The following is a 24,103-nucleotide window of genomic DNA, read 5'->3' as shown; positions in this document are numbered from 1 at the left end:
GCGTCCCAAAAAGATCGCAGCCTTCGGCAGCTCCTACACGGGGTCACCAAACACCTGTCAGACGGAATCCAGCAACGCCTGCCTCGGCTTGTTATCGCTGTTGCAAATCACCCGATTGCGCCCACTCGCCTTGGCTTCGTACAACGCCTGATCGGCATCATCCAGCCACCGCGTGGCATCGGCATGACTCGGGTCATGCGCGGCCAGGCCAATGCTCAGACTGACCCTCAACGCCGGGTTCTGCTCATAGCCCAGCGTCGCGAAGCGTTCGCGCAAGGCTTCCATGGCCTGAGCGGCGTTGAACAGCGGCAATTCCGGCAGGATCACGCAGAATTCATCCCCGCCGTAGCGCCCGGCGACATCGGTGGCGCGCAGATTGTGCTTGAGCAGTTTGCTCAACTGGCGCAGGACGATGTCGCCAGCGACGTGGCCGTAGGTGTCGTTGATCGCTTTGAAATGATCGATATCGATCAGCGCAATCGCCGCGCCCTGCTGCTGCCGTTTGCAGTGCTGAAACGCAAGATCCAATTGGTCCTTCCACGCGCCGTGATTGAGCAGACCGGTCAGGCTGTCGGTACGACTCAGCGCCAACAGCTCACGCTTGTGCCGGCCGAGAGTAGCGGCCTGGAGAAAGCAGATCCAGCCCAGCGCCAGCGGATACAGCAACAACAACGGCAAACAGGCGTATAGCTGCAGCGGCGTTGTTTGCGGGATGAACGCAGGAGTAAACACCACCAGGCCCACGCCCATTCCGAAAAGCTGCGCCGCCGTCCCGGCGAGTAGAAATCGCCCGCCACCGATGGCGACATTGTTCATCGCCATCATGGAAATCGTGGTTGCGCTGGGCAACGGATTGAACTGCATGGCGGCGACCCAGAAGCCGCCCATGAATGCGTCGATCAGCAAATTGCGGTGTTCGGCGCGAAACGGCACGCTCGAGCGGCGCGCCCATTGAAACGCCAGATGCGGCCAGATCAGGCCGTTGAACAGCATCAAGCCCCACACCCACAGCGGCGGATCGAGGGCATACATCGCCACGCTGACGCAAATGAGCCCGAGCAGCAGCCCGAACACCCGCGACCTGTACAGCCTCCTGGCCAGTGAAAGTCCCTTTCCCCGCGTATTTCCCATAAGGGCCTCGACCGCGCGCTGCAATGGTTTCACCCCGACACGGATGTGTTCGGAGTCTATCAGGGCGCCGCTAAATAGCCATCACCGGCCAGCGGCCTGAATAGAGCGCTATCAGCGCCGCACACGAAGCCCAGAGTTGGCTATAAATGAAACAGGGGAAATGGAAAAACAACTATAAAAAGGGGGCCCATGCACATCTACCATGTGTTGATCATCGGCAGCGGTTTTGGCGGCCAGTGCGCGGCGGTCAACCTGCTCAAAGCCGGGATCGATGACTTTCGCATACTGGAGCGACGCGATTTTTTTGGCGGCACCTGGTGCCAGAACACCTACCCCGGCGCGGCGGTTGACGTGCCGTCGCCGCTGTATTCGCTGTCGTTCGCGCCGTACCGCTGGTCGCAGATGTTCGCCGGACAGGCGGAACTGCGTCGCTACACCGAACAGGTGATCGAGGAGTTTGGTTTGCGCGACCGCGTGGAGCTGCAGGCTGATGTCCAGCGCGTCGAGTGGAACGAGGCGGAAAAACACTGGACGGTGCACACCCGCGCCAAAGGCATCTTTCACACGCAGTTCCTGATCAACGCCTCCGGGCCGTTGAGTCAGCCGGTCATCCCACACTTCCCCGGGATGGATCGCTTTCAAGGCAAGACTTTTCACACAAACCATTGGGATCACAGCTACGACTATCGCGGTAAACGCGTGGCGATTGTCGGCAGCGGTGCCAGCGCGGCCCAGGTGATTCCGGCGATTGCACCGCAAGTCGAACACCTGCATGTGTTTCAGCGCACGGCGCATTGGGTGTTGCCGCGTGCCGATCGTAAATTCGGCAGGTTCCAGCGCTGGCTGCTCGGCTTGAAACCGGCATACAAGTTGCTGCGCTGGCTGATCTACTGGCAATTCGAAACCCGGGTGATCGCCTTCAAATACTCGAAACCGGCGATTCACCTGGTCCAGCAACATGCGCTGCGTTTTCTCAAACGCCAGGTTCCGGACCCACTGCTGCGGCAGCAACTCACCCCGGATTTCACCATCGGCTGCAAGCGGGTGCTGGTGTCCAGCACGTATTACCCGGCGCTGAGCCGCGCCAACGTCACGCTGCACAGTCGCGAGCATGGCATCGCGTCGATCGACGAAAGCGGGATCAAGACGGTAGACGGCGAGCATATCGATGTTGATCTGATCGTCTGGTCGACCGGTTACGACGCCACCGACGGGATGATTTCCTACCCGGTCAGCGGCAAAAACGCGGTGCAACTCAGAGATGTCTGGGCCGAATACCCGCGCGCCTATCTGGGCACCAGCCTGCCGGACTTCCCCAACCTGTTCATCGTCACCGGGCCGAACACCGGCATTGGCCACACCTCGGCGCTGTTCATCATCGAATCGCAGATGAACTACATCCTCGACTGCATCCGCACCGTGCAGGCCAAAGGCCTGCGCAGCATCGAAGTGCGCCATGACGCGGAACGTACCTACACTGCAATGATCCACCGGGAAATGCAGCGCACGGTGTGGAAGTCCGGTGGCTGCCACAGTTGGTACCAGAGCAAGAGCGGTCATGTGATCGCGATGTTTCCCGGCTTCAGTTTCAGCTATCACCTGCTGACCCGGGCGCTGAAACCGGGCGACCATATTTTGTCCTGAACACGTAAAAGGAAGACGTCGATGCTTTTGCTGTTTGTCGCACTCGCGGTTTTCATGGCCTGGAGCTGGTTGACTTACCCGGCGGTCGGCCATTGGCTGTACGACCTGGCCATGGCCAGCGAGGCCAAGTTGTACAAACTGCACAAGATCGAAGTGCCGATCGCCGAAATGACCGTGTCGACCTGGCAAGGCGGGCCCTACGAGGCGTCCAGCGCGATTCTGATGCTGCACGGCTTCAGCGCCGACAAAAACCTCTGGCTGCGCTGCGCCCGACACTTCGTCCGCCAGTATCGGGTGATCATCCCGGATCTCGCCGGCCACGGCGAAACCGGCTTCAAGGCTGGCGGCGGTTACGACATCGCGGTTCAGGCCAAACGCATGATTCAGTTGCTCGACGTCTGCGGCGTGGAGAAAGTCCATGTCATCGGCAACTCCATGGGCGGCTACATCGCCGCGTGGCTGGCGGCGACCTATCCCGAGCGGATCGCCTCGCTGGCCTTGATCGACCCGGCCGGCGTCACCGCGCCGCAGCCCAGTGACATGGAGCGCCATCTGGCGCGCGGGCACAACCCGTTCCTGATCAACTCCCGCGAAGAGTTTCAGCGCTTTTATGCGATGACCATGGAGTCGCCGCCATGGGTGCCGAAGCTGGTGCTGGACGCTGTCGCCCAGCGCTACGAGCAACAACGTGACGAGCTCGAAGAAATCTTTCGCGACTTCCATGCCAGCCCGCCGATGGAGCCGAAACTGGCCGAGATCAAATGCCCGGCGCTGCTGCTGTGGGGGCGCAAGGATCGTCTGATCGACGTCAGCAGCGTACCGGTGTGGAGCAAGGGCATTGCCAATCTCGAAGTGGATGTGTGGGACCACGTCGGGCACATGCCAATGGTCGAGCAGCCGGGAAATACCGCGCGGCTGTACGGGGAATTTCTGGAACGACAGCGATGAACATCCTTTACGACGAACGCCTCGACGGCGCCCTGCCCGAGGTGAACAAGGGCGAATTGCTCAAGGCTCTGCAACAAGCCCTGCCTGACCTGGACATCCTCTGGCGCGAGGATGAACTCAAACCCTACGAATGCGACGGCCTCTCCGCCTACCGCACCACGCCGATGCTGGTGGCCCTGCCCCGGCGCCTCGAGCAAGTGCAAACCCTGCTGAAACTTTGCCATCGGCACAATGTGCCGGTGGTCGCCCGGGGCGCCGGCACCGGATTGTCCGGCGGCGCTCTGCCACTGGAAAAAGGCCTGCTGCTGGTGATGGCGCGGTTCAACAACATCCTGCATATCGACCCTGCCGCCCGTACCGCGCGGGTTCAACCTGGCGTGCGCAATCTTGCTATCTCCCAGGCGGTGGCCCCGTTCGGCTTGTATTACGCGCCGGATCCGTCATCGCAGATTGCCTGTTCGATTGGCGGCAACGTCGCGGAAAACGCCGGTGGCGTGCACTGCCTCAAGTACGGCCTGACGGTGCACAACGTGCTGAAAATCGAAGTGCTGACCATCGAGGGCGAACGTCTGACGCTGGGCTCCGAGGCGCTCGATTCAGCCGGTTTTGACCTGCTCGCGCTGTTCACCGGCTCCGAAGGTCTGCTGGGGATCATCACCGAAGTCACCGTGAAGCTATTGCCCAAACCGCAAGTCGCCAAGGTCTTGCTCGGCAGTTTCGATTCAGTGGAAAAGGCCGGCCGTGCGGTTGCCGAGATCATCGCCGCCGGGATCATTCCGGGCGGTCTGGAAATGATGGACAACCTCGCCATCCGCGCCGCCGAAGACTTCATCCACGCCGGCTATCCGGTCGACGCCGAGGCGATTCTGCTGTGCGAACTCGACGGTGTCGAAGCCGACGTGCACGACGATTGCCAGCGCGTACGGGAAGTCATGACAGCGACCGGCGCCACCGAGGTGCGCCAGGCCCAGGACGAAGCCGAGCGCGTGCGTTTCTGGGCCGGGCGCAAAAACGCGTTTCCGGCGATCGGCCGGTTGTCGCCGGATTATTACTGCATGGACGGCACCATCCCGCGCCGCGAATTGCCCGCTGTGCTGCAAGGCATCTCGCGTCTTGGCGAAGAATATGGCTTGCGCGTGGCCAATGTGTTCCATGCCGGCGACGGCAACATGCATCCGCTGATCCTGTTCGATGCCAACCAGCCGGGCGAGCTGCATCGCGCCGAAGCGTTGGGTGGCAAGATCCTCGAACTGTGCGTGAAGGTCGGCGGCAGTATCACCGGCGAACACGGCGTCGGCCGCGAGAAAATCAATCAGATGTGCGCGCAGTTCAACAGCGACGAGTTAATGCTGTTTCATGCGGTGAAAGCCGCGTTCGATCCGCAGGGCTTGCTCAACCCCGGCAAGAACATCCCGACCCTGCACCGCTGCGCCGAATTTGGCGCGATGCACATCCACGCCGGGCAACTGCCCTTCCCCGAGCTGGAGCGCTTCTGATGGCCGATTTCGATGGCGCCGAGGCCCTGCTCGACCAAGTGAATGCCGCGCGGGCCAATGCCACGCCGCTGAGGATTCAGGGCGGCAACAGCAAGGCGTTTCTTGGTCGCGAGGTGGCCGGTGAAGTGCTCGACACCCGCGCCCATCGCGGCATCGTCCAGTACGATCCGACGGAACTGGTGGTCACGGTGCGCGCCGGCACGCCATTGTCCGGGCTGCTTGCGGCGCTGGATGACGCCGGGCAAATGCTGCCCTGCGAACCGCCGTCCTTCGCTGACAGTGCCACGGTCGGCGGTATGGTCGCTACGGGACTGTCCGGATCACGCCGGCCGTGGTCCGGCTCGGTGCGCGACTTCGTTCTTGGCACGCGGGTGATCACCGGCCTCGGTCAACATTTGCGCTTCGGTGGCGAAGTGATGAAAAACGTCGCCGGTTATGACCTGTCGCGGCTCATGGCCGGCAGTTTCGGCTGCCTCGGCGTGATCACCGAAGTGTCGCTGAAAGTCCTGCCGAAACCACGCCAGTGCCTGAGCATTCGCCTTGACCTCGATTGTGTCCGCGCCTTGAGCAAATTTGCCGAGTGGGGCCAGCAACCGCTGCCGATCAGCGCCGCGTGTCACGATGGCCAGAGTCTGTATCTGCGTCTGGAAGGTGGCGAAGGTTCGGTGACGGCGGCGCATCAACGCCTCGGTGGCGAGCCGCTGGACTCGGTTTTCTGGCGCGACCTAAACGAACAGCGCCTGAGTTTTTTCGACGAAGGTTTGCCGCTGTGGCGCCTGTCATTGCCGAACAATCTCGGCCCGCTCGAGCTGCCCGGCGAGCAACTGATCGACTGGGCCGGTGCGCAACGCTGGCTTAAATCCGACAGTGCCGAGATTCATGCCCTCGCGCAGACGTTTGGTGGCCACGCGACATGCTTCACCCATGGTGCAACCGATTCACCGTTTCAACCGCTGGCGCCGACCTTGCTGCGCTACCACCGGCAACTCAAGGCGCAACTCGACCCGCAAGGGCTGTTCAACCCCGGACGAATGTACGCGGAGGTCTAGCCATGCAAACCACCCTCAGTGAGCAATCGCGCCAATTACCCCGCGCCGCCGAGGCGGAAAAAATCCTGCGCACCTGCGTGCATTGCGGCTTTTGCAACGCGACGTGCCCGACCTATCAATTGCTCGGCGATGAACTCGACGGGCCGCGTGGGCGCATTTATCTGATCAAGCAAGTGCTGGAAGGCGCACCCGCCACCGAGCAGACGCAGCTGCATCTGGATCGTTGCCTGTCGTGCCGCAACTGCGAAACCACCTGTCCGTCCGGGGTCGATTATCACAACCTGCTCGACATTGGCCGCGCGGTGGTTGATGACGCGGTGCCGCGCCCGGCCGCCCAGCGCTTGATGCGCGAAGGCTTGCGCGCGTTGGCACCGAATCCAGGGTTGTTCAAAGGCTTGTTGCGAATGGGCGCGACGTTTCGGCCGCTGCTGCCGCGCCTGCTGGAAAGCAAACTGCCGCAGCACGTCGCCGCTACGGGTTCGCGCCCTGCTCCTCGGCATGCGCGCCGGGTGTTGTTGCTCGAAGGCTGCGTGCAACCAGGCCTGTCACCGAACACCAATGACGCGACGGCGCGGGTGCTCGATCGCTTGGGCATAAGTGTCACCCCGGTGAGCGAGGCCGGTTGCTGCGGCGCTCTCGACTATCACCTCGACGCTCAGGGCAAAGGTCTCGACCGCGCTCGGCAGAACATCGACGCCTGGTGGCCGCATCTGCAGAACGGCGCCGGAGCCATCGTGCAAACGGCCAGTGGTTGTGGCGCGTTCATCAAGGATTATGGGCATTTGCTGGCGGGCGATCCGGTGTATGCCGACAAGGCTCGGCGGATCAGTGAAATGACCCGGGACCTGGTGCAAGTCATCGCGGCGGAACCGCTGGAACAGGTGTGCGCCGCCAGCGAAAGATGCATCGCCGTGCATTGCCCGTGCACGTTGCAGCACGCGCTGAAACTCGGCGGCGCCGTGGAAACAGTGCTGACCCGACTCGGCTTCAACCTCACGCCAGTGCCGGACGGCCATTTGTGCTGCGGCTCGGCGGGCACTTACTCGCTGACCCAACCGGTGCTGGCGCGGCAACTGCGCGATCAGCGCCTCAACGCCCTGGAAAGCGGCCGGCCCGAGTTGATCGTCACTTCCAATGTGGGCTGTCAGAGCCATCTGGCGAGCGCCGGGCGCACGCCGGTCAGGCACTGGATCGAACTGGTGGATCAGTCGTTGGCAGAATGAAGTTCGTAGGATTCTTCGTTTGCCCGCGTGGGCGAAGGCTGCGATCTTTTCCGGCATCCATTTCGTCACCGTGGCAGGAATTTTTTTCATGACCGTGCAGCCGTTCATCAGCCCCGACCTGATCCGCCAACGCTTCTCCCGAGCGATGTCCGACATGTACCGCGAAGAGGTGCCGTTGTACGGCGCGCTGATGGAACTGGTGGAAAAAACCAATCGCGAAGTGCTGGCACGTCAGCCTGACATTGCCGGACAGCTCAAGCGCACCGGCGAAATCGAACGCCTGGACATGGAACGCCACGGCGCCATTCGCGTCGGCACCGCGAGCGAACTGGCTACCCTCGCCCGCCTGTTCGCGGTGATGGGCATGCAACCAGTGGGTTATTACGACCTGACCCCGGCGGGCGTGCCGGTGCATTCAACGGCGTTTCGCGCGGTGCATGAAGAGGCGCTGCAGGTCAGCCCGTTTCGCGTGTTTACCTCGTTGCTGCGCCTGGAGCTGATTGAAGACGCTGAATTGCGTTCGTTTGCCGAGTCGGTACTGGCCCGTCGTTCGATTTTTACTCAAGAGGCGTTGCGCCTGATTGAACAGGCGGAAACGGAAGGCGGACTGAATGACGACGAAGCCGCAGAATTCGTCCGACAGGCCCTGGAGACTTTTCGCTGGCACCACAGCGCCACCGTCAGCGCCGCGCAGTACCAGAAACTCAGCGCTCAGCACCGCTTGATCGCCGATGTCGTTGCGTTCAAAGGCCCGCACATCAACCACCTGACCCCGCGCACGCTGGACATCGACACCGTGCAGCAACAGATGCCTGCCCATGGCATCACACCCAAAGCGGTGATCGAAGGCCCACCGCGCCGCAAGTGCCCGATCCTGTTGCGCCAGACCAGTTTCAAGGCGCTGGACGAGCCGATCGCCTTCACCGATCAGCCCGAAACCCGTGGCAGCCACAGCGCGCGTTTCGGCGAAATCGAACAACGCGGCGCTGCACTGACGCCCAAGGGGCGCGCGCTGTATGACCGCCTGCTGAATTCCGCCCGCGATGAACTGGGCGACTTTCCCAACGAAGCCAATGCCGCACGTTACAACGCGCTGATGACTCAGCATTTTGCGGAATTTCCTGACAGCGTCGAGGGCATGCGTGAACAAGGGTTGGCGTACTTTCGTTATTTCGCTACGGAAAAGGGCTTGGCCGCTGAAGGACTTGGTGAGTCGTCCCTGGAGGACTTGCTGCGCGATGGCTATGTGAAAGCGGAGCCGCTGGTGTACGAAGATTTCCTGCCGGTGAGCGCGGCGGGAATTTTTCAGTCAAATCTCGGCGATTCTGCGCAGGCGCATTACGCCGAACATTCCAATCGCCAGGCATTCGAACAGGCGCTGGGGCGTTCGACTATTGATGAGCTGGACTTGTATGCAGAGACGCAATGGCGGTCGATTGAGGAATGTGCCGAGGTGCTGCGTATCAACCTAAGCGGACTTTGCTAACTACCCCCGCCGATCCCCTGTAGGAGTGAGCCTGCTCGCGATAGCGGTCTACCAGTCGCTGATGTTTTGCCTGAACGGACGCCTTCGCGAGCAGGCTCGCTGCCACAGGTTTCGCGGATGAACACGAATTCGGGGCAACACACAAATCCCCTGTAGGAGTGAGCCTGCTCGCGATAGCGGTGTATCAGTCGCTGATGTTTTGCCTGAACAGCCGCGATCGCGAGCAGGCTCACTCCTACAGGTTCTGCGGTGAACCGGGGCTTTCGGGCAAACCATAAATCTCATGTGGGCCTGCTCGCGAAGCAGACACCTCGGTCCCGGCAAATACCCAACTGCGCAAGAAGTTGCGCAGTTGGTCGTAATATTTCAGGGGTTAAATCCTCTGCAGCCCAAGCGCTGCAAGCCCTGCAGCCAAGTGCGCAAGAAGTTGCGCAGTACTGCGCAACTTCTTGCGCACTTTCTCCTGATTATTCCGCTGAAAATCGCCCCGGATGATCACCAACGACCGTGGCGCCCCCGCCATCCGGGCTCCGCGCAAAACCTGGCACGCTCCTTGATAACCCTCAGCCACCCACCGGGCGATTTCGCCTCCGGGCACCCTAACTTTATCCGCAAGGAGAGCACCCCATGGCAACACCAGCGTACATGTCGGTTACCGGCGAAAAACAAGGCCTGATCACTGCCGGCGCTTTCACCGCCGACTCCGTTGGCAACACCTACCAGGAAGGCCACGAAGACCAGGTTATGGTTCAGGCTTTCACCCACGACGTGATCATCCCGCGTGACCCGCAATCCGGTCAGCCAACCGGTCAGCGCGTGCACAAGCCAGTTGTGATCACCAAGGTCTACGACAAGGCTTCGCCACTGCTGCAAGCAGCTCTGACTTCCGGCGAGCGCATGAGCGAAATCGTTATCCAGTGGTACCGCACTTCGGCTCAAGGCACCCAAGAGCACTACTACACCACCAAACTGGAAGACGCGATCATCGTCGCCATCAACAACAAAATGCACAACTGCCAGGATCCAGGCAACGCGCACTTCACCCACTTGGAAGAAGTGCAGTTCACCTACCGCAAAATCACCTGGACCCACGAAGTATCCGGTACTTCGGGTTCCGATGACTGGCGTGCTCCAGTCGTTTAATTACGGCTGACCGTTACACGCATCGGCCAGCTCTGCTGGTCGATGTTGTTTACGCCCCTCCAGAATTTCGCGTACGTTGAGTCGCTTTTTTTGCGGCCGTCGACGAGCGCCGCTGTACAGCACGAGGAACAAGGGATGTTCGCGCCGGCCAATGAAACCCACTTTGCCCTGACCATCGAAGGGCTTTCCGCCGACTTTCAGGTGTTTACCCTGCAAGGCCGGGAAGCCATCAGCCAGCCTTTTGTCTTTGAGGTGGAGCTGGTCAGTGAGCAGCCGTCGCTGGACCTCGAAACCCTGCTGCACAAACCGGCCTTTCTGCAGCTGTCACCTGACGGCAGCGGCATTCATGGGCAGATCTACCGCGCCGCGCAAGGCGATTCCGGCAAGCGCCTGACGCGTTATTCGGTGACGCTGCGGCCGCAACTGGCGTACCTCGCGCACCGCATCAACCAGCGCATCTTCCAGAACCTCAGTGTGCCGAAAATCATCGGCATGGTGCTGGAAGAGCACGGCATCCAAAGCAACGCCTACGAATTCAAGACCGGCTCGATCTATCCCGAGCGCATCTACTGCGTGCAATACGACGAGTCGGACCTGCATTTCATCCAGCGCCTGTGCGAGGAAGAAGGCATTCACTTCCACTTCCAGCACAGCGCCAACGCGCACAAGTTGCTATTCGGTGACGACCAGACGGTGTTCCCGAAACTGGCCCCTGTGCCCTATCAGCAAGACTCCGGCATGGTCGCCAGCAACCCGGTGATCAAGCGTTTCGACCTGCGTCTGGAAACCCGCACCAGCCGCACCACGCGCCGCGACTACGACTTCGAAAAACCGCGCCTGACCCTCGAAAGCGAAAACCGTGGCGACGCCCTGCCCGACCTTGAAGACTACGATTACCCGGGCCGCTTCATCGACCGCGAGCGCGGCAAGCACCTGGCCAAACGCGCCCTCGAACGCCACCGCAGCGACTTCCAATTGGCCGAAGGCAAGAGTGATCAGCCACTGCTGGTCAGCGGCCACTTCCTCGCCCTGACCGAACACCCGAAAGCCAAATGGAACGACCTGTGGCTGCTCACCGAAGTCCTGCACGAAGGCAAGCAGCCGCAGGTGCTCGAAGAGTCGGTGACCAGCGACACCACCGCGCTGAAAGACGACTTCCATCAGGGTTATCGCAACCGCTTCCAGGCCACGCCGTGGGACGTGCCCAACCGCCCACCGCTGCGCCATCCGAAACCGCGCATCCTCGGCAGCCAAAGCGCGGTAGTCACCGGCCCCAAAGGCGAAGAAATCCACTGCGACGAATACGGCCGGGTCAAAGTCCAGTTCCACTGGGATCGCGAAGGCCAAGCGGACGACAAGACCAGCTGCTGGCTGCGCGTCTCATCCGCCTGGGCCGGCGCCCAATACGGCGGCATCGCCATCCCGCGCATCGGCATGGAAGTGCTGGTCACCTTCCTTGAAGGCGACCCCGATCAACCGCTGATCAGCGGCTGCCTGTACCACAAGGAAAACACCGTCCCCTATCCACTGCCGGCGAACAAGACCCGCAGCACCTTCAAGACCCTGAGCTCCATGGGTGGTGGCGGCTACAACGAACTGCGCATCGAAGACAAAAAAGGCCAGGAACAGATCTACCTGCACGCCCAGCGCGACTGGGATGAAAACATCGAGCACGACCAGAAAATCCGCGTCGGCAACGAACGCCACGACACCGTCGAGCAAAACAGCTACAGCGAATTCAAGGCCGAAGAACACCACACCGTCTACGCCGACCGCAAAGTCGAAACCCGCGCCAACGACCACCTCACCGTCGGTGTGAATCAGCACATCAAGATCGGCACCGGCCAGTTCATCGACGCTGGCCAGGAAATCCACCTGAGCAGCGGCATGAAAGTGGTGATGGAAGCTGGCGCGGAACTCACGCTGGTCGGCGGCGGCAGCTTCATCAAGATCGACGCCGGCGGCGTGACCCTGAGCGGCCCGGTGATCAACATGAATTCCGGCGGCAGCCCGGGAAGTGGGACTGGTGCGGCGCCGTTGATGCCAGGCATCCTGAAACAGGCTGATGCGGACAAGGCCGGCCAGGTCCTGACCCCGGCGCAGATCAACACCCTCAAACGTAACGCGCCGTTCTGTGAAGAATGCGAAAAATGCAAGGCAGGTGCCTGTGCCATCTGAACGAATCACCCCCAAGGACTGGCTGGCGCAACAGCCACTGCAAAGCGGCGAGCGCCTGTACCTGATCATCAGCGCCGCCAGCGACGCCGACGCACTGAAAACCCTGTACCTCACCGAACCCACCGCCCAGCTCCTGCCGATCTGGGGCGGCACGCCCTACTCCACCTGGCAACCGGTGATGCCCTACCTCACCGAACTCAAAGCCAACTCCGCCTTCCTGCCCTGGATCGCCGAAACTGATGCGCTGGACTGGGGCTGGCTGGCGACATCGCGTTCAGCACCGAACGAAGTGTTCGAACATCTGCGCAGCCTGACGCAGGTGAAGATGCCGGACGGCACTGAAGTGTTTTTCCGGTTTTGGGATGGACGGCATATTTATCCGATCCTGCAGGGTCTGGGGGAAAAGGCCGGAGAGGTGCTGCCGGTGTTTGAGCGGTATCTGATCAATGGGCAGGCGCTGGACGTGGGCACGCGGGTGGTGCCGAAGGTCAGGGACTGGCCGTGGTGGGAGGTGCCGAAGGGGTTGTTGGAGGGGTTGAGCAAGGACAATCCGGCGACGCTGGTCAGCAACCTGATGCAGTGGCTGGAAGAAGACCGCCCGGACCTCTATACCGCGTGGCCCGAGAACAATCTGAAGCTGAAAATCACCCGCTTCGTGCGCCGCCCGGATGCGCCGCAAAATCTTAAAGAAGCATTGATAAACCACCTGATTCTGGAGCAAGGCTGATGGATCGCGTTGCCTTTGTTGACAACCAACTGAACACCTTCAAGGACAGTCTGAAGCTGTATCAGGAACAAACCAAAACCTGGTACGCGCAGGCGCTAGACAAAGGTAGCCATGCCGCTGACATGCCGTCTTTGCTGGGCATGGAACGTGTCATCAAGGTGGGCAACACCAGCAAAGCGGTGAGCATGACCGACGGTAACTTCACTTCGAACGTGGCTCAATGCCCGCTCAAAGGGCCGTTGCTGATCGAGAGCAAATTCGAATCGGTTTACGACATTCCAGTCGGCGATATCGAAGTCGAAATCGTGGCCGTGGACGGTGGTGCGGTCAGCAAGGTCAAACTCGACGCTCAAGGCAAAGCCGCATGGACCGGCGGTGTGCCAGGCAAGTTCTACAAAATTCGTGTGCATAACGTAGTGACTCCGGCGCAGATCGACGCCCTCTTCAGCTCCTATAGCGGTGTGACCGCTGACCTCGAAGGTTTCCTGCGCAAGGAGTGGGTCGGCTTCAAACCGCAATGGTCGAATCTGTCGACTTCCGGTACAGCCATGGCCATCGGCAACGGCATTCTGGAAGGTGGCTGGGAAGCGATCAAGGGTGTATGGGACGGCATCAGTCTCGTACTCGACATCCTTCAGGACCCAGGAAAGTTTGCGAAGGATCTCGGCGCTGGCGCGGACGAACTGATCAAAGTGGCAAAAAGCACGCCGGACGTCATGAAAAAAGCCATGTTGCTGGCCAGTGACGAAGCCGCTTTGTTTTTGCTCGTGCGCAGTGCGGTGATCTGGCTGGCGGCCTTGCCGCCGATGAAGATGGCGGGCGATGTAGCGAAGATGACCACGGCCATTGTCGTCGGCATTGCGATCGACATCGTGATCGGTGTCGTATTGACCGTTGCCGCGGAAGGTACCGGCGTCATCTACCTTGCCGCCCGGCTGAAGAAGTATGGAGAGCTTGTCATCAAGGCTGTCATCGGCTTCGTGAAGTCGGTGTTCAAGATCATCAACGGCTTTATGGAGTATGTCGCCAAGTACACCGCTGTGGCGGCGCGTGGGGTGACGGCGAAGGTCAGGAACGGGATTTCCGAGTTGCGTTTTGATGGGAAGAAAAACGCCAGCCTTGCTGAAGGCAGAGTCGCTGATGACGTATCGACCCAGGCGACAAATCCCGCCGAAAAGAGCGCAGAACCTGCTGCAAAGACTTGCACCAGCGGCTGCCCTGTTTCGATGGTCACTGGCGAAGAGTTACTGACGTTAACTGACGGCCACCTCGACGGCCTGCTCCCATTTGAATGGACCCGCCTCTACAGAACCAGCGCCGTAGAAATCGATTGCGGCCTTGGCTATGGCTGGAGTCACGCGCTCGCTCATCGCATCGAGATCAATGGCGATGAAGTCATCTGGACCGACCAGGAAAACCGCTCCACCGCATTTCCGCTTCCAAGTGAGCAGCGTCCCGCCATCACCAACAGTCTCTCGCGAGCAGCCATTTTCCTGGGTGACGACCCAGCTGAATTGATTTTGGCTCAGGCTGGCAAGCGCCCATCGTTTTACCATTTCCGTCACAACAGCAAAGGCGCAAGCCTGATCGCCATCAGCGACAGCTATGGCAATCGCCTGCAGGTCACCCGCGACATCCACGGTCGCATCAAGCGCCTCGACAACGGCGCCGGTCGCGCCCTGCTTCTGCGCTACGACCGCAAGCACATCATCGCCGTCGATTATCAGCAGTTTCTGCCCGCCGATAATCTGGAAGACGTCTGGAATACCGTGCAGACGTTGGTCACCTATAGCTACGACGCGCAACATCGCCTGATCGAGGCGAAAAACGCGGCGGGCGAAGCCGAGCGTTATCGCTACAACGAGCAGCACGTCATTCTCGAGCGGCAATTGGCAGGCGGCGCGGCGTTCTATTGGGAATGGGAAAACGAAGGCAAACTGTCTCGCTGCACTCGTCACTGGGCCAACTTTTCGCAGATGGAAGCGCAGTACGTCTGGGACGACAAAGGCAGCGTCACCGTAACCAACGCCGATGGCAGCGAAGAGGTCTATACCCACGACGATCAGGCCCGATTGATCAGCAAGATCGATCCGGATGGTGCCGAGCATTTCAAGGCCTACAACGACAAAGGCCAATTGATCGCCGAAAAGGATCCGCTGGGCGCCGTTACCGAATATCGCTATGACGATAACGGATTGATGACCGCGGTCATCCCGCCGGAAGACGAAGCCACCACTTACGAATACATCAATGGTTTCGTCAGCGACGTTCGTCGCGGCAAAGCCAGTTGGAAGTACCAACGCAACCGTCAGGGCGATGTTACTGCGCAGATCGACCCGGACGGCAATGCCACCCTCTACAGCTATGACCCTCAGGGTCGTCTGCTGGAAATCCGTCATCCGGACGGCAGCCGCCATCAGCTGGGCTGGAACAATCTCGGCCAGCTATTGGAAGAGCGCCTGCCTGATGGCGGTCAACGCAAGTACCGCTACGACGCACTGGGTAGGCAGATCACCCGCCAGGAAGAGTCAGGCGCGATTACGCATTACCAATGGGACACCGCCAATCGACTCGCTCAGGTCACGCTACCGGGCGGTGCAACCCGAGCGTTTACTTATAACGCCTATGGCAATGTCACCGCCGAACGCGACGAACTTGGCCGCATCACCCGCTACGAATACGCCGACAACCTGCACCTCGTCAGCCGCCGCATCAACCCCGACGGCAGCCAACTGCGCTACCGCTATGACAACTCCCGCCTGCTGCTCACTGAAATCGAAAACGAGCGCGGCGAGCACTACCACCTTGATTACTACGCCAACGGGCTGATTCAACAAGAAACCGGCTTCGACGGCCGCCGCACCGCGTACGAATACGACCTCAACGGCCAACTGCTGAAGAAAACCGAATTCGGCGATGACGGTAGCGAACTGATCACCGAATATCAGCGAGATACCGCCGGCCGTTTGCTGGTAAAAACGCTGCCCGATGGCGCAGAGATTCACTACAGCTACGACGCACTTGGTCGCCTCGTTAACGTCGACGACGGCCACTGGCCGCTCGCCTATAAATACGATCTGCAAGACCGACTCATCGAAGAACACCAAGGCTGGGGCACTCTGCGCTACGAATACGACAGCGTTGGCCAGCTCAAGCACTGCCGTTTGCCCGATGGCAGCAAACTCGATTACCGCCACCAACCTGGCGGGCAACTCAGCAGTATCGACCTGAACGGTTCACGCCTGACCAGCCACCAGTTCAGTGCTGGTCGCGAACAACAGCGCCAGCAAGGTCTGCTACTCAGCCAATACCAATACGATGAACAGGGCCGACTGCAGGCCCACAGCGTCAGCCAGCGGGACCAGCACCTGTTCCAGCGTCGCTACAACTACGATGCCAACGGCAACCTCGCCGGCATTAGCGACAGCCGCAAAGGCAACCGCAGCTATCACTACGATCCGCTCGACCGACTGATCAGCGTACGCGGCGCCACACCAGAAAGCTTCGCCCATGACCCGGCAGGCAACCTCCTCGGACAAAATGACCTGCCCGCAGCCAACCTTGCCAACGTCAAAGGCAATCGCCTGCTGATGCAAGGCGACCGCCACTACGACTATGACGCCCACGGAAATCTGATCCGCGAAAGTCGCGGCACCGGCCAGAAGCTTGTCACTGAGTACCGCTACGACTGCCAACACCGCCTGATCGGCGTCAGCCTGCCAGGCGGCAGCACCGCATCCTACAAATACGACGCCTTCGGCCGCCGCATCGAGAAAACCGTCGACGGCCACACCACTGAATTCCTCTGGCAAGGCGAACGCCTCATCGCTGAAAGCGCAGAGAACCGCTATCGCAGCTACATCTACGAACCGGGCAGCTTCCGCCCGTTGGCAATGCTCGACGGCGAAGGCCCGCTAAAAGCGGCCCCGTTCTACTACCAGCTCGACCACCTCGGCACCCCGCAGGAACTCACCGACTACAGCGGCGAAATCATGTGGTCGGCAAAATACCGCGCTTACGGCAATCTCGCGGCGCTGGACGTCAGCGAAATCGACAACCCGTTGCGTTTTCAAGGGCAATATTTCGACGCTGAGACGGGGTTACATTACAACCGCCACCGCTACTACAATCCGGGGACTGGGCGGTTCTTGACGCCCGATCCGATCAAGCTCGCGGGTGGGTTGAACAGCTACCAGTACGTGCCTAATCCTACCGGGTGGGTGGATCCGTTGGGGTTGAGCAGCAACTGCCCAGATGCCGATCAAAAGCTACAAAACGGGGAAAAGCCTGGGACTACGTCGGGAAATACTGTTCATGACGCAGGCCCCTCTTCGCCTCCGGCCCCACCGCCAATTGGGCAGGGGTATCACAATGAGGTTTATGGAAGTAAGCCAGTTAAACCACAAGATGCCGTAAAACGCTGGGAAGATTTTTTGGGTGAGGGACCATATACAAATATTCATCCGAGGACGGGACTACCAGACAATGATCGTATCGTCTCTGCAGACGGTATGAGAAGCATCCGGTATGGCGCTCATGAGATGAACAGCAAGCCGAACAAACATCATTACCATGAAGAAATTTGGACTTTGGATTTAATAAACAAAGCAATGAACGTCGACAACACCGTAATTCGAGTGCCCCTAGGAGTGAAATAATGAACATTACAATTAAAAACATCTTAAGAGAGCATCCCGAAGGATCGTTTGTCGAGTATTCGACCCCCTATGGAAATGGGAAAGCAGTTTTCATAGGTCCACACCCTAAAATAAACTCAAAATATGACGTAGAAATCAATATCGACGATGACTTTTTTTGGGGGCGCAATTTAACGCAAGCCCAACAATGTGCACCCTCAATAAAGTATCACTCAGACCAAACCCTGATGTCAGTCGAGTTAATAGCAATCGAAGAGGACGGTTGTGGAGTACTAAGAATGGGAGACTCGATCATGCTGATCTCGATTGAAAAAGAATATCAGAAACACGACCTCCCGATGTTTATCGACCTAATCTCAAATAAGATCTCACTTCACCCCACGAACACTTAGAATAATTAATGAACAGTAATTAACCACCTTATTATTTATATAACCTTGGCCACATTTTCGAGTCATACAATAAAGATTTTTGAACCGATTTTAAGCAGATAAAAGCACACACCACTGAAATCAAGAGAGACAAGCGAAGCTCAGGTATATAGCCTAGACAGCCGCCATCATGGGCTAAAACAATCTCGGCCAGCTATTGGAAGAGCGCCTGCCTGATGGCGGTCAACGCAAGTACCGCTACGACGCACTGGGTAGGCAGATCACCCGCCAGGAAGAGTCAGGCGCGATTACGCATTACCAATGGGACACCGCCAATCGACTCGCTCAGGTCACGCTACCGGGCGGTGCAACCCGAGCGTTTACTTATAACGCCTATGGCAATGTCACCGCCGAACGCGACGAACTTGGCCGCATCACCCGCTACGAATACGCCGACAACCTGCACCTCGTCAGCCGCCGCATCAACCCCGACGGCAGCCAACTGCGCTACCGCTACGACAACTCGCGCCTGCTGCTCACTGAAATCGAAAACGAGCGCGGCGAGCACTACCACCTTGATTACTACGCCAACGGTCTGATTCAACAAGAAACCGGTTTCGACGGCCGCCGCACCGCATACGAGTACGACCTGAACGGCCAACTGCTGAAGAAAACCGAGTGCGGTGATGACGGTAGCGAACTGGTCACCGAATACCAGCGTGATGCCGCAGGCCGCTTGCTGGTAAAAACGCTACCCGATGGTGAGGAGATTCACTACACCTACGACGCGCTGGGTCGCCTCGTTAACGTCGACGACGGCCACTGGCCGCTCGCCTATAAATACGATCTGCAAGACCGACTCATCGAAGAACACCAAGGCTGGGGCACTCTGCGCTACGAATACGACAGCGTCGGTCAGCTCAAGCACTGCCGCTTGCCCGATGGCAGCAAACTCGATTACCGCCACCAGCCTGGCGGGCAACTCAGCAGCATTGACCTCAACGGCTCGCGGCTGACCAGCCACCAATTCAGCGCTGGTCGCGAACAACAGCGCCAGCAAGGTCTGCTACTCAGCCAATACCAATACGATGAACAGGGCCGCCTTCAAGCGCACAGCGTCAGCCAACGGGACAAACACCTGTTCCAGCGTCGCTACAACTACGACGCCAACGGCAACCTCGCCGGCATCGACGACAGCCGCAAAGGCAACCGCAGCTATCACTACGATCCACTCGACCGACTGATCAGCGTACGCGGCGCCATGCCAGAGAGCTTCGCTCACGACCCGGCAGGCAACCTCCTCGGACAAAATGACCTGCCCGTTGCGAACCTCGCAAACGTCAAAGGCAACCGCCTGCTGATGCAAGGCGACCGCCATTACGATTACGACGCCTACGGCAACCTGATCCGCGAGCGTCGCGGCACCGGCCAAAAGCTCATCACCGAATACCGCTACGACTGCCAACACCGCCTGATCGGCGTCAGCCTGCCAGGCGGCAGCACCGCATCCTACAAATACGACGCCTTCGGCCGCCGCATCGAGAAAACCGTCGACGGCCACACCACTGAATTCCTCTGGCAAGGCGAACGCCTCATCGCTGAAAGCGCAGAGAACCGCTATCGCAGCTACATCTACGAACCGGGCAGCTTCCGCCCGTTGGCAATGCTCGACGGCGAAGGCCCGCTAAAAGCGGCTCCCTTCTACTACCAACTCGACCACCTCGGCACCCCGCAGGAACTCACCGACTACAGCGGCGAAATCATGTGGTCGGCAAAATACCGCGCTTACGGCAATCTCGCGGCGCTGGACGTCAGCGAAATCGACAACCCGTTGCGTTTTCAAGGGCAATATTTCGACACCGAGACAGGGTTACATTACAACCGCCACCGCTACTACAATCCGGGGACTGGACGGTTCTTGACGCCGGATCCGATCAAGCTTGCGGGTGGTTTGAATAGCTACCAGTACGTGCCTAACCCTACGGGGTGGGTGGATCCGTTGGGGCTGAGTTGCAAACCAGGTGCATGTCCAATAGTTAAATCGATAAATCCCAACGAAGTTCGCTTTTCCCAAAATAGTGTTTCTTATAATAAGATTGACAGGGCTACCGGCGAAAACTTTAGTTACGATGATCTTGTAAGCTCGATGAAAAGGAACGGTTGGCAGGGCGAGCCTATTGATGTAGTGCGCATGCCTGATGGTCATCTTACCAGTATGGATAACACTCGAGTGCGTGCCGCACGCGAGGCGGGTATCAAGGTAGAAGCTAGAGAATGGAAGATGGACGATCCGCTATCTCAAAGTAATAAAGAGCGATTCGAAGTCAATGATGTAACGCCTGATACCTGGGGAGAAGCATTGCAACTTAGAATTCAGAAGCAAAAACCTAAGAGATTTGGCAACGATAATCCATATGGATCTCACGAACTACCCAAGCTGACGGGACAAAAATGAACTTATATTTAGATATTGACAAACTACCCAACTACCCTTTCCCGCAAAGATTTGTCGAGTTTGCACAAGCAGAACCGAAAATTGACATTGAGCCATGGTGGTTACTTGTATACAAAGAGGGAAAAATCAACAGTTGGCATAATAAATTGAAAGAGCTCTATCCCAAGCGCACGCTGGTACCATTTGCCAAATTCAGCGCGAATGATGATATTGCATGTTTTGATGGCGAAGATCTCTCTGGCGATCCAAAAATTTTAATAATCCATGCATACGCATCCGAAGGGTGGGAGCTACATAACGAGTACCCCCGTTTTACTGACTGGCTAAGAAGTGCCACTGATATGCACGCCGAGTGGAACCAAGAGGAATAGATATGCTTACAGAAAAATAATTCAATCCCACATATCTATAAATTCTGGCGGCACAGTCAAAGTTAGCCAAACATCATTCTCCGCCCTGAAGAACTTAAAGCCATTTAAAAACATTTGATAGCTCTTGATACGTAAAACTACAGACCTACCGTAACGTAGCCCAACATCGTGAGCTAATACCTCATTTTCGGTCAGATGAACATGATGCCTGGCTCCATGCAACAGTCCTTCCTTCCGAATAGAATCTAGGAAGCGTGTGGCCGTGCCATGATATAGAAAATCAGGAGGCTGAAGTGCAGAGTATTTTCGCTTAACCGATTCTGACGAATGCCCCTGTACAGCTCGAATATTTGCCCCATTCTCGGATATCTCGAAACGCTTTTTATCACTGCGCGATACAATATTACTAATAGTTTCATAGCTTAAAAACTTTCCTACACTCTCCGCTCCTTTGATTAAGTCTTCTATACTTGCCCACCCCTCAACATCCAACAGCAAGCCAATTACCTCGGGTTTGTGACGCAACACATAACTCAAAAATTTACTGAATTCTTCAAGAGAATCACGCATATAACACCCCAAACAGGAAAACCTTAAAAACTTGTTAAACATTTATCAAAAAAACTTACGCAGCCAACAAAAGCTGGCTCATGTCAAAGCTCGAATATACCATAGGAAATTATGGTAACAACTATCCAAAGTTCAGCCCTTCAATCTGCGCTTAGAAAGCGATCACCATTAGCCCTTTACCTACAATCCGTATGGCCGCGTCACCGCCTAACGCGACGAGCTCGGCCGTATCACCCGCTACGAATACGCCGACAACCTGCACCTCGTCAGCCGCCGCATCAACCCCGACGGCAGCCAACTGCGCTACCGCTACGACAACTCCCGCCTGCTGCTCACTGAAATCGAAAACGAGCGTGGCGAGCATTACCATCTCGATTACTACGCCAACGGTCTGATTCAACAAGAAACCGGTTTCGACGGACGCCGCACCGCATACGAGTACGACCTCAATGGCCAACTGCTGAAGAAAACCGAGTTCGGTGACGACGGTAGTGAACTGGTCACCGAATACCAGCGCGATGCCGCAGGCCGCTTGCTGGTAAAAACGCTACCCGATGGTGAGGAGATTCACTACAGCTACGACGCACTTGGTCGCCTCGTTAACGTCGACGACGGCCACTGGCCGCTCGCCTATAAATACGATCTGCAAGACCGACTCATCGAAGAACACCAAGGCTGGGGCACTCTGCGCTACGAATACGACAGCGTTGGCCAGCTCAAGCACTGCCGTTTGCCCGATGGCAGCAAACTCGATTACCGCCACCAACCTGGCGGGCAACTCAGCAGCATTGACCTCAACGGTTCTCGCCTGACCTCTCATCAGTTCAACGCCGGTCGAGAGCAACAGCGCCAACAAGGTCTGCTGCTTAGCCAATACCAATACGATGAACAGGGACGTCTGCAAGCGCACAGCGTTAGCCAACGGGACAAGCACCTGTTCCAGCGTCGCTACAACTACGACGCCAACGGCAACCTCGCCGGAATCGACGACAGCCGCAAAGGCAACCGCAGCTATCACTACGACCCGCTGGATCGCCTGATCAGCGTGCGCGGCGCCATGCCAGAGAGCTTCGCCCATGACCCGGCGGCAACCTCCTCGGACAAAATGACCTGCCCGTTGCGAATCTCGCCAACGTCAAAGGCAATCGCCTGCTCATGCAAGGCGACCGCCACTACGATTACGACGCCTATGGCAACCTGACCCGTGAAAGTCGCGGCACCGGACAAAAACTCGTCACCGAATACCGCTACGATTGCCAACACCGCTTGATCGGCGTCAGCCTCCCAGGCGGCAGCACCGCCACCTACAAATACGACGCCTATGGCCGCCGCATCGAGAAAACCGTCGACGGCCATACCACTGAATTCCTCTGGCAAGGCGAACGATTGATCGCCGAAAGCGCACAAAATCGTTATCGCAGTTACATCTACGAACCGGGCACCTTCCGCCCGTTGGCAATGCTCGACGGCGAAGGCCCGCTAAAAGCGGCCCCGTTTTACTACCAACTCGACCACCTCGGCACCCCTCAAGAACTCACCGACTACAGCGGCGAAATCATGTGGTCCGCGAGGTACCGAGCGTACGGCAACCTCGCGGCGCTGGATGTCAGCGAAATCGATAATCCGCTGCGCTTCCAAGGTCAGTATTTCGACGCCGAGACAGGGTTACATTACAACCGCCACCGCTACTACAATCCGGGGATCGGACGGTTCTTGACGCCGGATCCGATCAAGCTTGCAGGTGGGTTGAATAGCTACCAATACGTGCCTAACCCTACGGGGTGGGTGGATCCGTTGGGGCTGAACAGCACTAATTGCCCGAAAAAGATTGATACAAGCGAGTACCAAACGCGTAAAGATCTACGAACAGATATTTATGATGCGAAACGTCCAGAAGGTAGGCATGCGACAAAGCACACAAATGCACAATCGGCAGAACAAGCGAAATCGCTAAGTCTAGGCCAAGGCACCAGAGACGGAAAACCTGAGGCCTCCTATCTTCCCGATATCGCTAATAATGTGAGCGGATTTGAGAAACAAGCAGCGTACTCAGCAGTGCGCGATGGCAATGTGTTCGATCACGGCGGCTCAAGATATATGTTCTATAGATCAGAAGCTCCAGTCGGCTACAACAATGGAGAACTGACAAACTGGGTCAGGATAGAGCTATCCAAAGCCGGCGAGCCTGTCATCCATAGTTTTCCAGCCGCCCCTGAACAGGTAAAAAAATATATGGGCAATGTGAAATGAGACCAAAACTAGAGCACAAGCTTCACCCTATACGCGTGCCAAGCGGTTGGACGATAACAATCAACAACCTATTTGAAGTCGAGCTTACACCTGATACAAGTGAATGGTTCTCCAGCTCGGTTTTGATTGGTGGAGTCCGCCGAAGCACTGGGCACTGTTTTGATTCTAGAGTGGAGCCGGAAGGTGATCCCGAAGGGTATTTCGTAATTGACTTTCTAACAATTGAATATGACCACAAAGGGAAACCGATAAAAAACTCAGAAATTTTCCTTGGAGAATTCAGAACCAAGAGCAAACTTGAATTTATCGAGAAAATCGAATCCTTTATGTTGGAAGTGTAAAAAATTTAGAAAAATGGAGGCAGATTTATTTTTTAAGCACTGAAATAAGTCTGTCCCCATTT

General features: G+C 57.9%; 15 protein-coding genes and 2 pseudogenes. 15 read left to right on the top strand and 2 right to left on the bottom strand.

Features of this window, described 5'->3' with window-relative positions:
* Positions 1 to 57: 57 nt before the first annotated feature.
* Positions 58 to 1,131, bottom strand: coding sequence for a diguanylate cyclase (locus tag J2Y90_RS16055; protein WP_253500801.1), 1,074 nt, complete (start codon positions 1,129 to 1,131; stop codon positions 58 to 60).
* Between the two features lie 189 nt (positions 1,132 to 1,320).
* Between J2Y90_RS16055 and J2Y90_RS16050 the strand changes: the two genes are divergently transcribed.
* The 13 genes and pseudogenes from J2Y90_RS16050 (at position 1,321) to J2Y90_RS15990 (ending at position 20,880) form a co-directional block, all read left to right on the top strand.
* A complete protein-coding gene (locus J2Y90_RS16050) occupies positions 1,321 to 2,775 on the top strand; it encodes a flavin-containing monooxygenase (RefSeq protein WP_253500800.1) in 1,455 nt (484 codons plus the stop codon).
* 21 nt (positions 2,776 to 2,796) lie between these two features.
* A complete protein-coding gene (locus J2Y90_RS16045; RefSeq protein ID WP_253500799.1) occupies positions 2,797 to 3,723 on the top strand; it encodes an alpha/beta fold hydrolase in 927 nt (308 codons plus the stop codon).
* The gene (gene glcD, locus J2Y90_RS16040; RefSeq protein ID WP_253500798.1) at positions 3,720 to 5,219 is read left to right on the top strand and encodes a glycolate oxidase subunit GlcD; all 1,500 of its coding nucleotides are present in this window, start codon (positions 3,720 to 3,722) and stop codon (positions 5,217 to 5,219) included. Before J2Y90_RS16045 ends, glcD begins: the two co-directional genes overlap by 4 nt.
* A complete protein-coding gene (gene glcE, locus J2Y90_RS16035; RefSeq protein ID WP_253500797.1) occupies positions 5,219 to 6,268 on the top strand; it encodes a glycolate oxidase subunit GlcE in 1,050 nt (349 codons plus the stop codon). The genes glcD and glcE overlap by 1 nt, the downstream gene beginning before the upstream one ends.
* A 2-nt stretch (positions 6,269 to 6,270) precedes the next feature.
* A complete protein-coding gene (gene glcF / locus J2Y90_RS16030; protein WP_253500796.1) occupies positions 6,271 to 7,491 on the top strand; it encodes a glycolate oxidase subunit GlcF in 1,221 nt (406 codons plus the stop codon).
* Between the two features lie 88 nt (positions 7,492 to 7,579).
* Complete coding sequence (hglS, locus tag J2Y90_RS16025; protein ID WP_253500795.1) at positions 7,580 to 8,977, top strand: 2-oxoadipate dioxygenase/decarboxylase HglS; 1,398 nt, start codon at positions 7,580 to 7,582, stop codon at positions 8,975 to 8,977.
* A 627-nt stretch (positions 8,978 to 9,604) separates the two neighbouring features.
* Complete coding sequence (locus J2Y90_RS16020) at positions 9,605 to 10,120, top strand: Hcp family type VI secretion system effector (RefSeq protein ID WP_007949952.1); 516 nt, start codon at positions 9,605 to 9,607, stop codon at positions 10,118 to 10,120.
* A 135-nt stretch (positions 10,121 to 10,255) separates the two neighbouring features.
* Positions 10,256 to 12,298 (top strand): type VI secretion system Vgr family protein, encoded by a 2,043-nt coding sequence (gene tssI, locus J2Y90_RS16015; RefSeq protein WP_253500794.1) that lies wholly within the window; start codon positions 10,256 to 10,258, stop codon positions 12,296 to 12,298.
* Positions 12,288 to 13,025 carry a DUF4123 domain-containing protein gene (locus tag J2Y90_RS16010; RefSeq protein ID WP_253500793.1) on the top strand — a complete coding sequence of 246 codons (738 nt, stop codon included), beginning with the start codon at positions 12,288 to 12,290 and terminating at the stop codon, positions 13,023 to 13,025. Before tssI ends, J2Y90_RS16010 begins: the two co-directional genes overlap by 11 nt.
* Entirely contained in the window at positions 13,025 to 17,683 is a 4,659-nt protein-coding gene (locus J2Y90_RS16005; RefSeq protein WP_253500792.1) for an RHS repeat-associated core domain-containing protein, read from the top strand. The genes J2Y90_RS16010 and J2Y90_RS16005 overlap by 1 nt, the downstream gene beginning before the upstream one ends.
* Complete coding sequence (locus tag J2Y90_RS16000) at positions 17,683 to 18,075, top strand: hypothetical protein (RefSeq protein WP_253500791.1); 393 nt, start codon at positions 17,683 to 17,685, stop codon at positions 18,073 to 18,075. The genes J2Y90_RS16005 and J2Y90_RS16000 overlap by 1 nt, the downstream gene beginning before the upstream one ends.
* Before the next feature lie 178 nt (positions 18,076 to 18,253).
* Positions 18,254 to 20,509, top strand: a pseudogene (locus tag J2Y90_RS15995) (RHS repeat-associated core domain-containing protein); the annotation flags it as partial.
* Entirely contained in the window at positions 20,506 to 20,880 is a 375-nt protein-coding gene (locus J2Y90_RS15990) for a hypothetical protein (RefSeq protein ID WP_042606932.1), read from the top strand. The pseudogene J2Y90_RS15995 and the gene J2Y90_RS15990, both read left to right, overlap by 4 nt.
* Positions 20,881 to 20,901: 21 nt before the next feature.
* Here the strand turns inward: J2Y90_RS15990 and J2Y90_RS15985 are convergent, their stop codons facing one another.
* Positions 20,902 to 21,450, bottom strand: a complete 549-nt coding sequence (locus tag J2Y90_RS15985; protein ID WP_252875664.1) for an RNA 2'-phosphotransferase — start codon at positions 21,448 to 21,450, stop codon at positions 20,902 to 20,904.
* Positions 21,451 to 21,625: 175 nt separating this feature from the next.
* Here J2Y90_RS15985 and J2Y90_RS15980 point away from each other — a divergent pair.
* Both J2Y90_RS15980 and J2Y90_RS15975 read left to right on the top strand, forming a co-directional pair.
* A pseudogene (locus J2Y90_RS15980) lies at positions 21,626 to 23,700 on the top strand (RHS repeat-associated core domain-containing protein); the annotation flags it as partial.
* Complete coding sequence (locus J2Y90_RS15975) at positions 23,697 to 24,041, top strand: hypothetical protein (protein ID WP_167351290.1); 345 nt, start codon at positions 23,697 to 23,699, stop codon at positions 24,039 to 24,041. The pseudogene J2Y90_RS15980 and the gene J2Y90_RS15975, both read left to right, overlap by 4 nt.
* The last annotated feature ends 62 nt before the right edge of the window (positions 24,042 to 24,103 follow it).

The sequence above is a fragment of the Pseudomonas koreensis genome, assembly GCF_024169245.1.
GTDB classification, from domain to species: Bacteria; Pseudomonadota; Gammaproteobacteria; order Pseudomonadales; family Pseudomonadaceae; genus Aquipseudomonas; species Aquipseudomonas koreensis_F.
The sequence above is the reverse complement of the archived record's forward strand: the minus strand, read 5'-3'. Positions and strand labels throughout refer to the sequence as shown.